General features: G+C 45.8%; 13 protein-coding genes. All 13 read left to right on the top strand.

The window, feature by feature from the left end:
* Window positions 1-11 precede the first annotated feature (11 nt).
* Window positions 12-725: an ABC transporter ATP-binding protein gene (locus tag NSQ29_RS11240; protein ID WP_341125063.1), complete on the top strand. Its 714-nt coding sequence runs from the start codon at window positions 12-14 to the stop codon at window positions 723-725.
* The gene (locus tag NSQ29_RS11235) at window positions 722-1,495 is read left to right on the top strand and encodes an ABC transporter permease (RefSeq protein WP_341125062.1); all 774 of its coding nucleotides are present in this window, start codon (window positions 722-724) and stop codon (window positions 1,493-1,495) included. Before NSQ29_RS11240 ends, NSQ29_RS11235 begins: the two co-directional genes overlap by 4 nt.
* Window positions 1,492-2,259: an ABC transporter permease gene (locus NSQ29_RS11230; protein ID WP_341060892.1), complete on the top strand. Its 768-nt coding sequence runs from the start codon at window positions 1,492-1,494 to the stop codon at window positions 2,257-2,259. The genes NSQ29_RS11235 and NSQ29_RS11230 overlap by 4 nt, the downstream gene beginning before the upstream one ends.
* Window positions 2,260-2,425: 166 nt before the next feature.
* Complete coding sequence (locus tag NSQ29_RS11225) at window positions 2,426-2,980, top strand: CPBP family intramembrane glutamic endopeptidase (RefSeq protein WP_339271667.1); 555 nt, start codon at window positions 2,426-2,428, stop codon at window positions 2,978-2,980.
* A gap of 176 nt (window positions 2,981-3,156) precedes the next feature.
* Window positions 3,157-4,083 (top strand): VanZ family protein, encoded by a 927-nt coding sequence (locus NSQ29_RS11220; protein ID WP_341125061.1) that lies wholly within the window; start codon window positions 3,157-3,159, stop codon window positions 4,081-4,083.
* Between the two features lie 633 nt (window positions 4,084-4,716).
* Window positions 4,717-4,926 carry a hypothetical protein gene (locus tag NSQ29_RS11215; protein WP_341125060.1) on the top strand — a complete coding sequence of 70 codons (210 nt, stop codon included), beginning with the start codon at window positions 4,717-4,719 and terminating at the stop codon, window positions 4,924-4,926.
* A 15-nt stretch (window positions 4,927-4,941) separates the two neighbouring features.
* Window positions 4,942-5,652, top strand: a complete 711-nt coding sequence (locus NSQ29_RS11210; protein WP_341125059.1) for a metallophosphoesterase family protein — start codon at window positions 4,942-4,944, stop codon at window positions 5,650-5,652.
* A 282-nt stretch (window positions 5,653-5,934) separates the two neighbouring features.
* Window positions 5,935-7,116: a polysaccharide lyase 6 family protein gene (locus NSQ29_RS11205; RefSeq protein ID WP_341125058.1), complete on the top strand. Its 1,182-nt coding sequence runs from the start codon at window positions 5,935-5,937 to the stop codon at window positions 7,114-7,116.
* 90 nt (window positions 7,117-7,206) lie between these two features.
* Window positions 7,207-9,492 (top strand): AraC family transcriptional regulator, encoded by a 2,286-nt coding sequence (locus NSQ29_RS11200; protein ID WP_341125057.1) that lies wholly within the window; start codon window positions 7,207-7,209, stop codon window positions 9,490-9,492.
* A gap of 173 nt (window positions 9,493-9,665) precedes the next feature.
* The gene (locus NSQ29_RS11195; protein WP_341125056.1) at window positions 9,666-11,336 is read left to right on the top strand and encodes an extracellular solute-binding protein; all 1,671 of its coding nucleotides are present in this window, start codon (window positions 9,666-9,668) and stop codon (window positions 11,334-11,336) included.
* Between the two features lie 103 nt (window positions 11,337-11,439).
* Complete coding sequence (locus tag NSQ29_RS11190) at window positions 11,440-12,393, top strand: ABC transporter permease (RefSeq protein ID WP_042188470.1); 954 nt, start codon at window positions 11,440-11,442, stop codon at window positions 12,391-12,393.
* A gap of 12 nt (window positions 12,394-12,405) precedes the next feature.
* On the top strand, window positions 12,406-13,281 hold the full coding sequence (locus tag NSQ29_RS11185; protein ID WP_042188472.1) for a carbohydrate ABC transporter permease: 876 nt from the start codon (window positions 12,406-12,408) through the stop codon (window positions 13,279-13,281).
* 21 nt (window positions 13,282-13,302) lie between these two features.
* On the top strand, window positions 13,303-14,433 hold the full coding sequence (locus NSQ29_RS11180) for a glycoside hydrolase family 88 protein (protein WP_445739160.1): 1,131 nt from the start codon (window positions 13,303-13,305) through the stop codon (window positions 14,431-14,433).
* The last annotated feature ends 30 nt before the right edge of the window (window positions 14,434-14,463 follow it).

The raw sequence follows: 14,463 nt of genomic DNA, 5'->3' as shown, positions 1-14,463 counted from the left end.
AAGTGTTATGGTTGCTTACAATTAATAACTTAGTCAAACATCGCGGAACTAGGGAAATCTTATCAGGTATCAGTTTTAAAGCTAGACCAGGTAGAGTAACTGGTTTTTTAGGTCCAAATGGGGCAGGTAAAAGTTCTACACTTCGCATCCTGCTTGGATTAGACCGCACTACCTCAGGGAGCGCACTCATTAATGGAAAGCCATTCGCAGAATTACATAATCCTCTAGCAACAGTAGGTGCCGCACTTGATGGCTTCGGAGCTCATCGTATGCGAACAGGACGGGCACACTTGCGTTGGATTGCTCGTGCCGCAGGATTGTCTAACTCACGTGTCGAGGAAGTTTTGGAAATAGTAGGTCTAACTAATGCAGCCGGGAAACGAGTTGGGCAGTATTCTCTTGGTATGGGGAGAAGACTGGGAATAGCAGCTGCGCTACTTGGTGATCCAAAAATATTGATTTTAGATGAACCCGTAAATGGGCTCGACCCAGAAGGAATTCGGTGGATTCGGACATTTTTACGTGATCGTGCTGAGTCTGGAAATACGGTGTTATTATCCAGTCATCTAATGGGAGAGCTTGCAGAGACGGTTGATGATGTGGTGATTATTAAGCATGGAACCATCGTTGCAGATGGAACATTGGAAGAAGTAATAGGTACCCATTCCACGCTGGAGGAAGCCTTTTTTGCCCTGACATCTGAAATTGCAGGTGATGTTGTATGAGAGCATTTAACGCGGAACTATCTAAATTGTTCTCCTTACCGGGTATTTGGCTTGCTTTTCTCATTGGAGCGTTTGCACCAGCGCTTATTGCTGCCTTGGACAGCATAGCACAAAAAGAGGAGATTATGGCTGGAGTTAGCACACGGCTATCGGAAGTTGGCTATATCGGGTTAGCTCTTGGTGTGCAAGGCGTTATTATTCTTGGTGTGCTTGCTGTCAGCAGTGAGTATTTGACAGAGAGCAGTGAATCTGGTGGAGGACAACAGATAACAACGAGTTTAACTGTTATTTCATCCCGGTTTCATTTTTTACTGGCAAAAGCAGGTGCTGTGACTGTGATCAGCATACTGCTTTGTATTGTTGCTATTATGACAACTGTGTCAGCAACGCATCTTATTCTTGGTGAATATGCCCCCGCATTTGAATTGTCCAGACTTATCGGTGCAGTTTGTTACTGGACATTCACTGCTCTTTTAGCACTTGGAATTACTTTTCTAACTAAGAATGGCATCCTCCCGCTTGCTGTGCTCATAATAAATTCATCCGTTGTATCATTTAGTGTCCTGTTGTATAGGGTTACAAAGTTGGCGTTTTACTTACCAGATAGGGCTGGCGCTGAAATGTTTATGTTTACGGACAACACGTCCACAGGCACTTTATTCGACGGGTTTCACACCCCCTTCACAGGCGGTTTAGTCATGTTTGCCTGGGTACTCGTTGTTTTCATTGTTGCAGCTGTTGTATTCCATAGGAGGGATGTTGCAGCATGAGTGTCTCATCTAGTAGAAAGTTAACACAAATCCTTGGTGCTGAACTGGATAAATTAGTTACATTACCATTGATATGGCTCACTCTTATGGGTACATTCATTCTAAATTTAGTTTTAGCCGCAGCTTTTACTTCTGTTGGTCTACAAGGGGCAACAGGTACGCAAAATATACTGAATATAGGACTTGCTTCTATGGGATATCTTCAAGCAGGGTTCATTATTCTTGGAATCTTAGCTACTTGTTCGGAGTATACTGGTGGACAGATTCGAACTACTTTAATTACGATACCTTGGCGTGGGTTCCAATTATCCACGAAGCATTTGGCATTGGCGATTATAACCATTCCTGTGGCGTTTATTATTGCTGCATCTGGTGTACTCTATACTTTTATTATGATGAGAGACACAACAGTAGTGATAGAAATAGACACAATGATAACAACATTAATAGGTGCAACGGGCTATCTAACATTAACCACACTTCTCAGTGCAGCTGTAGGTGCTTTATTAAGACGAACCACTCCTGCTTTAGTGGTACTGCTTGGTTATTATTTCATTGTCAGTCCATTGACGAGGGTTTTTCTACCTAGTAATAAAATTTTTTTAAATTATTTTCCGGATACGGCAGGATCTTATATGTATATGCCGTCTTCCTCTGATGAAATAAGTGTCCTTACACCAATGCAAGGGACAGGTATTTCAATGTTATGGACACTGAGCTTTATTACAGTAGCTATTGTATTTTACCGTAAACGAGATGCCTAGTTATAATTATATCTTATTCAACTAACGGGGCAGGATTATCGAAGAAGTAAAGGAGGAGTTTCTGATAGAATTCAAAGTAAATAAAAATTATATTTGGGTATATTTCATAATATTTTACGCCCTATGGTGTATCAGAGAATTATGGTTGGTTCAATATTTAGATTTGATGGAACCCGTTCCAAGAGCTATAACATCAGCCACTATTAAAATAGTTGTTTGGGTCATTCCTGTTATTTTATTAGTTATAATTATGGAAAAAAGTAAACCATTTTCCTATTTACAGTTACATCATAACTTTAGAAAAAGTCTAAAATGGACAGGTTGGGTATCCTTAGCCTTGATACTATTCTATTTTGTAATAAATCTTATCGTTTTAAATAATAATATCGATTTTCAAATAGGATTTAACGGATGGCTTAATACTATTCTATTGGTTGGTATTACTGAGGAAATTGTCTTTAGAGGTTTTTTATTAAGAAAGCTTATGGATTCTTTTAGATTCTGGATAGCAAATACAGTTACAGCTTTACTCTTTGTATCGATTCATTTTCCTATTTGGTTTTATAAAGGTCTGTTTGAATTCCCTTATATTCTAAGTTCCATATTAACAGTTTTTGTGTTGGGTATTATATTTGGGTTTGTATATAAGAAAAGTAATTCTCTTTGGTCAGTAATTATTATTCATTCTTTGTATAATTTATTAGTGTTGCTCTTCTACTAGCGGGTGCTTTAGTTGAATAAGACTATAAGACTATACTACGACGATGATTAAACATAGATTCGGATTCAATTTTACAAACAAATCATTTAATGAGCGTTTAAGTGACTAAAATGTCACTTTAATGTCATTTTGGGGAGATATACTAAACCCATCGATGAATTATTAAAGGAGATATTATGGAAGTGAAATTACGGAAACTCCTCTTTGTAGGAACAATTTTGTACACGCTGTTGATATTATATTTTATGTTTTTTGCTTTCAGTAGATTAGATCATTGGAACAGCGATTATGGATACACATTTATACTTGTTCCAGAAGGAGTTCCACTTCGATTTCCAAAACTAACTTTTTCATGGGTATACAACTTTGGAAACATTGCTGCCTTTATCCCTTTTGGAGTAGTAATTCCTCTGTTGTATCGTTCCAGTTTTGGGAAGTTCATATCCTTTTTTGTCTTGACGATTCTCGTTCTGGAAACGATGCAGGCTTTAACTCATCTTGGCAGCTTTGATGTAGATGATGTTATATCCAATACATTAGGTGCAGCGATAGGATTTATCGCCTATAAAGTTGGATGTTCTTCAAAAATTTCTTATAAAAAGCTTATTGCTTCAGCCCTATCTATCGGTGTTCTTCTTGTTGGAGTAATCGTGATCTCGGAAACCATCAATTATGTTGTAGCGAAAAGAGAAAGCCCAATTCAAGCATTACACGATGTGAAAGAAATGAATGGAACCATGCCTATGACTGAAAATCTTCCAAGTTTCACCGTAGCAGGCAAGAAAATAGAACCCAAAATGAACGTGTATTACAGTGAAGGAGATAAAAGAAAATCATACACCTACATCTTGGGGAACAAAAAAGATGTGACGTTCTATTCTTATTTTGGCATTCCAGACAAGGGAGATTCCAAGGGAGAACTCACTATATTGGTAGATGGAAACCAAAGAGTTCATTATCAGTACAATGAACAATATAATAATGGAGCAGAACCTTTAAATATACCATTTTATGACAAGTTGAACGAAATTACGATTATCGTTTCCGGGAACGCTAAACTATGGGACGTTGGATTCAGTGAAATGAAGCATTGGTGGGAGTGAAGAACAAACACGCAACATATAGAAACCGCGATAATCGCGGCAAGGCTGTCAAGAGAGACTCGACAGCTTTTTTTATATCATAATCATTTAATACAGTACCGCGTTAATGTCGCCGGATGATTGTCCAATACGTTTCGTTGCGTCCGCTCGTGACACGTCCCGGACCACCTAAGAGTATGAGAATACACCAAGCTGGACGCTATTCAGGGCTTAGCGTATATTTTCGTTAAAATGTTGGCGGGTCCCCAACTATAGGATTCTGTGCATATAAGATCTGACCTACAAAATTGGCTTCAAGCAATATATGCCATGGGCAAGAAACATAATAATTAAAATGAACATAGGGAGTTGCGAAAATGAAATCTTGCTAAAACATCTAAGGTCGGATGTCGTTTTGTTTATTTCTCCAAATGAAAAGGATCATGTTGTTGATGCTTTTGTTTTAAGAATATTGAATGCTGTATATAAAAATAGCTACAAAGATGTTTCTATGCATATTCGTGAGATGTGAGTGACTTTTTTAAGATTTGATGTCCATTCCAAAAATTGTAGATAAGAAGTTGGAATATTTGAGGGCGATTTTGGCTTTTGACGATTTATCAAGGTTTCATCTTTTTATATAAAGGAGGGAGAGTGCACTCGACAAATGGGAGAACACTTAAATCCGAAATGTCGGAGTGTTTGCTGCTGTCTTCGGGAGACAGTATTCCGCATTTGCCGGGGGTGAACCGATTGAACATGGAATTAAAAAACGAAGAGAACAGCCTGATACGCATTTCATGCCAGACGATAAAGCTACGTGGCGGATGTGGTGACGGTACTGCTGAGAATGTTGAATCTTAGGGAGTTGAATTGATTATGAAAGCTTTAATTATTTCGGATATTCACAGCAACGTCAAAGCGCTGGAATCGATCCGCAAGGCAGAATCCGACTGTGACGTGATTTATTGCGCGGGAGATCTTGTAGACTACGGGCCTTTCCCGCGGGAAGTTATCGAATGGGTGCATAAGAACGATGCGAAGTGTGTTCGCGGTAACCATGACGACATTATTATCGACCTGTACCGAAACGGCAATAGCGGTCACGATGTGGCGGAGGATGAGATCAAGTGGGCGCATTACAATGCAAGGCTACTCGGAGAAGCGGAAATTTCCTTCCTCGAAAGCATACCGGTCTACCGCACATTCGAGATGGACGGCTATAGCTATACAATGCAACATCTGTACGAAAACTATTTGACGATTGATAGCTTGCCCAAGTACGATGCTTTCTGGGCGGAACGCAACGTCAGGACAATTGGGCCCAAAGAAGATCGCCGCATTATTTTCGGACATACACATCGCAGATGCATTCATTATTTGAGTGACGACAGTTTGTGGCTGAATCCGGGAAGCGTGTCCTACCGCCGTCGCGACGATCCGTCGAAAGAAGCGCACTATTTCACGATTACCGATGGCAAAATAGCGATGAAAAGTCTTGTCTATGACCGCACGCCTTTGCTCGAAGCGGCACAAAAGTTGCTGTTGAAAGAAGAAGAGATGAAGGTTGCGTACTTCTTTTTTGGGTAAGCGAACGGCAGAGCAAGCAACAACAATGGGGACGTATCCACGATTTGGTGTCGGGATACGTCCTTTCTCATTTATTGTACACCGGCAGGTTGCGCTTTACAGCTGGCAAGGAGGTAATTCCTGCTCATTTTGCGCCTCAGTTTACATTTTTATGATTGCTTCATTTTTTTACACTATGGCATGGGAAACGTATCTTTCATAATAAAGGTTGTGAAGTTGCGGATATGATCCTGAAGAGGCTGCGGTTCATATCCGCCTATTCTATAGGAAGCAGGTGGGAAAATGACTACTATTTATTGGGTATCGAGTAGCGACGAGTTGGCGGCAGCCATTGGCCGGGCAGAACCTGGTTCTTCGATCTTGTTGGCAGACGGCGTTTACGAACGGAATGAAGATTATATTATTGAAGGCAAAGTAGGATCGGACACCGCAATATTAAGCATTCGCGCTGTAAATAAAGGAAAAGCGACGATCGCTGGAGAATCAAGTATACGCATCTTGAACTCTGCTTATGTAGAGGTATGGGGACTGCATTTCCAGGTCGAGCAGCGCGAATCTATCATTCTGGATGGTTCGCGGCATGTGAGGATTGCACGGAATAGATTTGAGCCGCGACAGGTTGGGGCGGAGTATAGCCTGCTGTCTGTGCTGGGAAGCGGCAGCGGCTGGAACCGGATCGAACGCAACGAGTTCGGGCCAAAAGCCGACCTCGGGCCGCTCGTTATTTTTGATGGCGACGGTGAACAAATCTCGCAGCATGATGTCATTGAATATAATTATTTTCATCATATAGGCCCGCGTGTCGTCAATGGGCTTGAAGCGATCCGGCTCGGCCTGTCCGGCATCTCTCTCTCGAACGGCTATATTACCATTCAACACAACCTGTTTGAAAATTGCGACGGAGAGCCCGAGATTATTTCGGTAAAAAGCTGCTATAATACAGTTCGGTACAACACGTTCCTTAACTCCGCCGGCCAAGTGACAGCGCGTCACGGACATGGAAATCGCTTTCATAATAATGTATTTATCGGCGATGGCGTGAAGGAAGAAATGGGCGGATTTCGCATTTACGGCAACGACCATCACATTTTTGATAACTATATGGAAAACTTGACGTTGGATGCGCTGCTCATTGATGGCGGCAACTACGATGGCGGATCGGACGGCTATCCCGAGGCGCCGACGCATGAGGAACTGAGGAAACATTGGCGCGTCTATCGAGCCAGTGTAGTGAATAATACGATTGTCAATTGTCGTCACGGCATTACGCTCGGCAAACGGATTCCTTATGCGCCGGAGCAATGCGTAATCGCTTACAATCGAATATGCGGCAAGGAGCAGCCGACCATCTATGAATACCGGCCGTCTCCGGCGGTTTGTATTAACAATCATAAAGCGGATGTCGCGGATATTCGTTGTCCGGCTATTCTGACAAGAATTGACGTCGGTCCCGACTCCGACTAAAACTAACATGGAGGAGAACCTATGGCCCAAACTCGAAACCGGTGGACAATCTATCTGAAGCAGCTCCGGCATAAAAATCGCAGTGTATACATGACCTGGATGCTTTCCTACGTCTCGGTGCTGCTCGTGCCCATTCTGATCAGCGGCGTTATATACGGCGCGACGCTGAACGTTGTAAAGGCTGAAATTAACCGTGCCAACCAATCTATTCTTCTTCAGATGGAGCAAGCCATAGATAGCCAGTTCAAAGGAATCGAGAATCTAAGCCTCGAGGTGAGCCTCAACAGGCGAATCGCAGCATTTATTTCGGCCGATACCAATCTGTCTGATTCGGACCACTACGATGTATACCAAATCGCTAATGATTTGCGCGTATACGAAATCGCTAACGATTTTCTTGAAGGTATTTATATTTACTACAAAAATAGCGATACGGTCATCGCCCGCAACAACCGTATGAACATCGAAGCGTTATACGACCATATTCGCCTTGAAGAGCATATGCCCTTCCAGTCGTTACGAGAATATTTTGACCAAGGGTACATTAAAGGCTACCACTCCGTTGTTGTGTCTGAAGAGAATGAGTGGCGGCCAACGGTCATGTATGCCCAAAATGTGAACTCAACAATCATGAATCAACCTGGAGCTGTCTTGCTGTTCATGATTGACCGCAGTAAGCTGCTAGAGCAAGCTTCGGCGCCTGAGAAAGGTACGATCTTTATTCTGGATAAAGACAACCGGTTCATTGCGTCTACGGGCGATTCGCTGTCGGAACCTGCTCTATTATACAGCGATATGTCGAAAGAATCGGGGCAACTTGAGATCGAGACTGACGGTCACCGGCTTGTTGCATCCTACACAACCTCATCCATTACGGGATGGAAATATGTGATGACGCTGCCGGCGAACGTATATCACCAGAAGATGAACGTGGTAGAGCAATTGACGATCGCCAGCATCTTGCTTTGCCTTATTGTTGGCGGTGGCGTGACGTATTGGCTCCTCAAACGGAACTACCTGCCGATCCATGCACTGATCCAGAGCTTGTCGTTCAAGGCGGGTTTTACCTTTGATCGCGGCTCCAATGAATACTCCTTTCTGGAGCAGGCACTGAGCAGCACCTTCCATGAGAAGGAGGAGCTTCATTACAAACTGAATCAGCATAACAATACACTCAGATCGCACTTTTTGCAGCGGCTGCTGAAGGGGCAACTCGACAGCCATATCCCGTTGCACGAATCTTTCTCAGCCTATGATCTGCGTTTCCCGCTGGGCGGATTTTCTGTTATTTTGCTGCGCATCGAGCACTTCGGCAAGTTCCATCGGAAGGATGAGGATCAGGTCCATAATAAGCGGTTGCTGCACTTCCTGATCGCCAACGTGGTCGAGGAGGTCGCACGAAAGTCAGTAAACGCCTATGCGGTAGAGCTGGACCAGGAGTTGCTCGCCTGCATCGTCAACCATCAGCTTGCATCGCCGACGGAACAGCGGGGGGAGCTGGGGCACATCGCGGAAGAAACGATGTCGTTCATCTCCAATTATGCTCATGTACAGTTGACCGCTGCCATCAGCGCGCAACAGGAGGGCGAATATGGCATCTTCCAGGCGTTCCAGGAAGCGATCGAGGCGATGGAATACCGAATCATTGTAGGTAGCGGGGGCATTATTCATTATGGGGACCTGAGCGGTAACGACAACCTAGGGGCTGCTCCAGGTGGTTATTTTTATCCGCTCAAGGTCGAACAGCAATTGATCGTTATGGTTCGCGAAGGGCAGCTCGATAAGGCAAAAGCGTTCGTCGGGGAGATCATTCAGAAAAATGTGACGAAGGAGCCGTTTCCTTTTCATACTGCCAAATGTCTCATGTTCGATCTAATGGCTACGCTGCAAAAAGTAATCGGCGAAATCCGCATCGCGGGCAAGCCGGATATGCCTGACGGAGTGCGCGCCATCGAACGCCTGATGCAATGCCAGACGGTAGGGGAGATGCGCAGCCAGCTTTACGATATGCTAGAGCTTCTGTGCGGCTACGTTAATAATAACCGCGAATACTGCAGCAATCCGCTAATCGATAAGGTCATGAAATATGTCAACGAGTATTATCAGGACGAGAACCTGAACATTTCGATGATCGGGGAAGCCTTCTCCATGACGCCGTCGTATGTTTCCAAACTGTTCAAGGATCTTGCCGGCGAATCTCTGCTCGATTATATTAACAAGACGCGGCTGGTGCAGGCCAAATTGCTGCTTATCGACGGGAAATATACGGTCAGCGAAATATCGCTGAAGGTTGGTTACAACGATGTGAATACCTTCCATCGTATATTCAAAAAATTTGAAGGGATAACGCCCGGGCGCTACAGGGAAGTCAAGTAGCTCTAGGGCTTTTCTTTTCAAGAAAAAGTGGCATACATGCGGTTTTGTTACCCTCATTTTTGAGAAATTGCAGTATATTTTAGGTTTTAACGATAGCTTGCGGCACCGGATTAACGATATGTTGAAAGCGTATTCACACCAACATATTCGAGACGAAAAGAACGGAGGGCACAATGGCGAAAAATCGCAACGTCAAGACTCATAAGAGGCTGCAGCTCACACTGGGGATCGCAATGGTACTTTCATTGTTGTTAACCGCATGCTCCAGTAATGGGGGCTCTGGAAACAAGGATAAGACAGAGCCGACTCAAAGCGCCGTCAGCAATAAGGGCGGCGATGGCGTAAGCAAAGGCAACGAGGGATCGGATATGCCGGTGTATCCCCTGGATACAAAAGATACTTTCTCATACTGGGCTCCAATCAACGGAAACCTGATTACATTTACAACGAATCTGGGGGAAGCGCCGATCGGGAAGGCGATTGCAGAAGCTACCGGCGTGAAAGTGAACTACATCCATCCGACCGAAAGTCAAGCTGAAGAGCAGTTTAATTTGTTGCTGGCTTCCAGCAAGCTGCCGGATGTGCTGGAGTACGACTGGAGTATTTATCCGGGTGGACCGGAAAAGGCGATTTCAGACGGGGTTATCGTACCGCTAAACGATTTGATCGACCAATTTGCGCCTAACCTGAAGAAGATGCTGGAAGCTAATCCAGAGCTGGATAAAATGGTGAAGACCGACAGTGGCCAATATTACGTCTTCCCGATGGTGCGCAACGAGGAAGGATTAGTCTTTCGCGGACCAATGCTGCGCAAAGATTGGTTGGCTGAGCTAGGGCTGCAATTGCCTGTAACGATAGACGATTGGCATAAGGTTCTGACGGCGTTCAAAGAGAAAAAAGGCGCCGTAGCACCGCTGACGGCGCTATACGCGAACAAAATGAATTTGCAGGACGCGTTCTTCGGCGCATACAAAACATCGCACGGCTTCTATATTGACGACCTAGGCAAAGTGAAATACGGTCCGTTAGATCCGCAATACAAGGATGTTATGACGCTGTTCCGCCAGTGGTATTCCGAAGGGCTGATTGATAAAGACTTCCCGATCGTCGAACGCGACACGCTGGATAAGCGGCTTCTGAACGGTGAGTCCGGCGCGACTGTTTTCCTGCTGGGCGGCGGCATGGGCAAATGGCTGGAGTCCGGTAAAGCCCAAAATCCGGCTTTTGATCTTGTAGCGGCTCCTTATCCGGTATTGAAAGCAGGCGAAAAACCGTTCACCGGACAGCGCGATTTCAAATATAACCCGAAAGCAAGCGCGGCCGTGACGACATCGGCGAAAGACCTGGAAACGATCGTAAAATGGCTGGACTTCGCATTTAGCGAGCAAGGAACCATGATGTACAACTTCGGCGTTGAAGGCGAAAGCTACACGCTGGACAACGGCGTTCCGAAATTTACTGATATGATCGTAAAAAACGATAAGTACACTTCACAGCAGATGTTGGCGCAGTATACGGTTCCGAACGGTCCATTTCCGATGCATGAGCAAAAAACAACCAACACGTTCCCACAACAGGACGAGGCGGTCCAGATTTGGTCGGAGACCGATGCGGCGAAACATATTTTGCCCGCGTTCATTACGCCTACTGTAGATGAGAGCAAGAAGGTAGCGCAGACGATGACGGCAATCAACACGTATCTGGAAGAAATGTTCATCAAATTTGTAATGGGCAACGAGCCGCTCGACAAGTTCGACAGCTTTGTGAAGCAGCTGGAAGATATGGGAATTCGTGATGTAATCGACATCTATCAAGGCGCTTTGGATCGCTACAACAACAGATAACTCCATGTATCGTCCCACGGCTGGCTGCAGGATGCCGTGGGGCAAGGGAATGGTGCAGCCATCCCCTGCCGATAATGCTGGATTTGGATAGGAGGAGTAGGAGATGGCTCAATTGAAGCTGGGACGCAGCAAAGTCACGCATGCCGGTCGTCTGCCGCTTAATATTGCGAAAGACATGGTTAAGAACAAGTATTTGTACATGATGCTTACTCCTGTTTTGTTATATTTCATTATTTTTCATTATTTCCCGATGTACGGTTCGATTATTGCGTTCAAGGATTTTAACCCCCGGCTTGGAATCGGGGGCAGCGCGTGGGTAGGACTTGAGCATTTCAAAGACTTTTTTGGCGGGATGTATTTTTGGCGGGTGTTAAAAAACACTCTGATGATTAGTTTGTACGATCTCATTTTCGGTTTTCCCGCTCCGCTTATTCTCGCCTTGTTGCTTAATGAGGTGAAAAATGCACTGTTCAAGCGTTCGGTTCAGACGATTACTTATTTGCCGCATTTTATTTCGCTTGTCATTATTTGCGGCATGATCAAAGATTTTACGAGCAGTGACGGCGTCATTAACGATATTATCGCATTTTTCGGTGGTGAGAGGGTTACGATGCTGCTGGAGCCGTCTTTTTTCCGGACAATCTTCGTTTCGTCGAATATATGGCAGCATATAGGCTGGGGTACAATTATTTATTTGGCCGCGCTGTCTGCAATCGATCTCGAGCAATATGAAGCTTGCAAGATCGACGGGGGTGGACGCTGGAAGCAGATGCTTCATATTACCCTACCCGGTCTGCTTCCCGTTTTCGTTATATTGCTCATCCTGAACATTGGCCGAATTATGAGCGTTGGCTTCGAGAAAGTTATTCTGTTGTACAACCCGACCACTTATGTGACAGGGGATGTCATTTCCTCGTATGTGTACCGGATCGGGCTTCAAGATTTTCAATTCAGTTTCAGCTCCGCTGTCGGATTGTTCAACTCCGTGATTAACTTCGCGCTTGTTATCGGCTCCAACTGGATAAGCCGGAAGTTGAACAATACGGGTTTGTGGTAGAGGAGGGTTCGCATGCGAGTAAGCTTGGGTGAACATATATTCCGGGTTTGCAATACGCTGTTTTTGTCCGCGCTCATGATTGTAACAGTGTACCCAATTCTATACGTGGCATTTGCTTCATTCAGCGAACCAGCGCTGATGATGGCGCATAAGGGCATTCTTTGGAAGCCGCTGGGCTTCTCGCTTGAAACATATGAGGCGGTATTCAGCAACCCGATGATCCTGCTCGGCTACCGCAACACATTATTTATTGTCATTGTAGGCGTGGCTCTCAATTTGCTGCTTACTTCTTTTGCCGCATACGCCTTGTCCAGAAAAACATTGCAATATCGCAAGCAGCTTACGTTGTTTATCGTATTTACCATGTTTTTCAGCGGTGGATTAATTCCGTTCTACTTGCTGGTCAGAGGGTTGGGCATTACGGACACACTGTGGGCGCTGATCCTGCCTACCGCAATAAGCGCATTTAACCTCATTATCATGCGAACATCGTTCGAGGCAGTGCCGGATGCGCTAGAAGAGTCGGCCAAGATCGACGGCGCCAACGACTTTGGCATTCTGTTCCGCATCTTCCTGCCGCTATGCAAGCCCGTGCTTGCAGTGGTAGGCCTGTATTACGGAGTAAGCCACTGGAACTCCTGGTTTAACGCCATGATCTTCCTTCAGGATCGGTCGCTGTATCCGTTGCAGTTGATCCTGCGAGAAATTTTGATTATTGGCGAGGCAAACTCCATGGCGGAAGGAGCCTCCCAAGATGAGATCATCATATTGGGCGAGACATTGAAATACGCCACGATTATGGTAGCAACCCTTCCGATTTTTCTGGTCTATCCGCTATTGCAAAAATATTTCGTGAAAGGCGCCTTGATCGGTGCCATTAAAGGTTAGGAGAAGGGGTGGACTTCAGAGATGAGCAATGAAAATGTGAAACTGAAACCATCCGAGCTGACGGCTTGGTGGGATAAAGTGAAGATTAAAGTTGATCATATGATCGAAGCGGGCTGGACAGAAGCGCCACATGTTTCGGCGGCGGGCAAATATGACCAGATCAAAGTGGATCAGTGGATTTCAGGCTTCTGGCCGGGCATTCTGTGGATTCTGTACGATATGACCGGCGAGCAACGTTATCGGGAGGAGGCGGAGCCTTGGGACGAACGCATGGAGCAATGTTACTTGCGGGACAACCATTTCCACCACGATGTTGGCTTTCAGTTCCTGCCGACATCGGTTATCCGCTACAAGCTGACCGGCGACCCGGACGCTCGGCGGCGCGGCCTGTTCGCCGCCAACTATCTGGCGGGCAGGTACAACCCGGCAGGACAGTTCATTCGAGCCTGGCCCCGCAACCAGACGGGTTGGTCGATCATCGATTCGATGATGAATTTGCCGCTTCTGTTCTGGGCGAGTGAAGAAAGCGATGATCCGCGCTTCAAGCATATTGCGGTCGCCCATGCAGATATGGTGCTTCGCTCATTCATCCGAGGCGACGGCTCGGTGCATCATATCGTTATCTTCGATCCGGAGACGGGCGAAGTGGAGCGTTATGACGGCGGACAGGGCTTCGCGCCGGAATCGTCCTGGTCGCGGGGCCAAGCATGGGCGCTCTACGGGATGAGCTGCGCTTACCGCTATACGGGAGAAGCACGTTACTTGAATGCGGCAAAGGGGGTGGCACATTATTTCATCAGCGCGTTGGCGGAAGACGATGTGCCGCATTGGGATTTCCGTGCGGCGACCGACTTGACGGACGAGCCGCGCGACACCTCAGCGGCGAGCTGCGCAGCATCTGGCTTGATCGATATCGCGTCGCAGGTGGCTCCTGAGGAAGCCGCTTTATATCAGCGCGCGGCCACGCGCATTCTTCGCTCGCTGTCGAACAACTACAGTGCGCTCGACAAGCCGGAGTATGAAGGCATCCTGCTCGGTGCAACCGGTCATAAGCCAGTCAATACCAACATCAACGTATCGCTGATTTACGGTGATTACTATTATATTGAAGCTTTGGCGAAGAGCAAAGGCTGGAGCCAGCATGTTTTTTAAGCGGGATCAAAGGCCGTAATCACGAAGCCG

The organism is Paenibacillus sp. FSL F4-0236 (genome assembly GCF_038000135.1).
Lineage (GTDB): Bacteria > Bacillota > Bacilli > Paenibacillales > Paenibacillaceae > Paenibacillus_AQ.
The sequence above is the reverse complement of the archived record's forward strand: the minus strand, read 5'-3'. Positions and strand labels throughout refer to the sequence as shown.

Excerpts from the sequence above, each read along its gene's own strand:
- NSQ29_RS11235 (WP_341125062.1), top strand. The coding sequence starts at position 722 with ATGAGAGCATTTAACGCGGAACTATCTAAATTGTTCTCCTTACCGGGT.
- NSQ29_RS11230 (WP_341060892.1), top strand. The coding sequence starts at position 1,492 with ATGAGTGTCTCATCTAGTAGAAAGTTAACACAAATCCTTGGTGCTGAA.
- NSQ29_RS11225 (WP_339271667.1), top strand. The coding sequence starts at position 2,426 with ATGGAACCCGTTCCAAGAGCTATAACATCAGCCACTATTAAAATAGTT.
- NSQ29_RS11220 (WP_341125061.1), top strand. The coding sequence starts at position 3,157 with ATGGAAGTGAAATTACGGAAACTCCTCTTTGTAGGAACAATTTTGTAC.
- NSQ29_RS11210 (WP_341125059.1), top strand. The coding sequence starts at position 4,942 with ATGAAAGCTTTAATTATTTCGGATATTCACAGCAACGTCAAAGCGCTG.
- NSQ29_RS11205 (WP_341125058.1), top strand. The coding sequence starts at position 5,935 with ATGACTACTATTTATTGGGTATCGAGTAGCGACGAGTTGGCGGCAGCC.
- NSQ29_RS11200 (WP_341125057.1), top strand. The coding sequence starts at position 7,207 with ATGACCTGGATGCTTTCCTACGTCTCGGTGCTGCTCGTGCCCATTCTG.
- NSQ29_RS11195 (WP_341125056.1), top strand. The coding sequence starts at position 9,666 with ATGGCGAAAAATCGCAACGTCAAGACTCATAAGAGGCTGCAGCTCACA.
- NSQ29_RS11190 (WP_042188470.1), top strand. The coding sequence starts at position 11,440 with ATGGCTCAATTGAAGCTGGGACGCAGCAAAGTCACGCATGCCGGTCGT.
- NSQ29_RS11185 (WP_042188472.1), top strand. The coding sequence starts at position 12,406 with ATGCGAGTAAGCTTGGGTGAACATATATTCCGGGTTTGCAATACGCTG.
- NSQ29_RS11180 (WP_445739160.1), top strand. The coding sequence starts at position 13,303 with ATGAGCAATGAAAATGTGAAACTGAAACCATCCGAGCTGACGGCTTGG.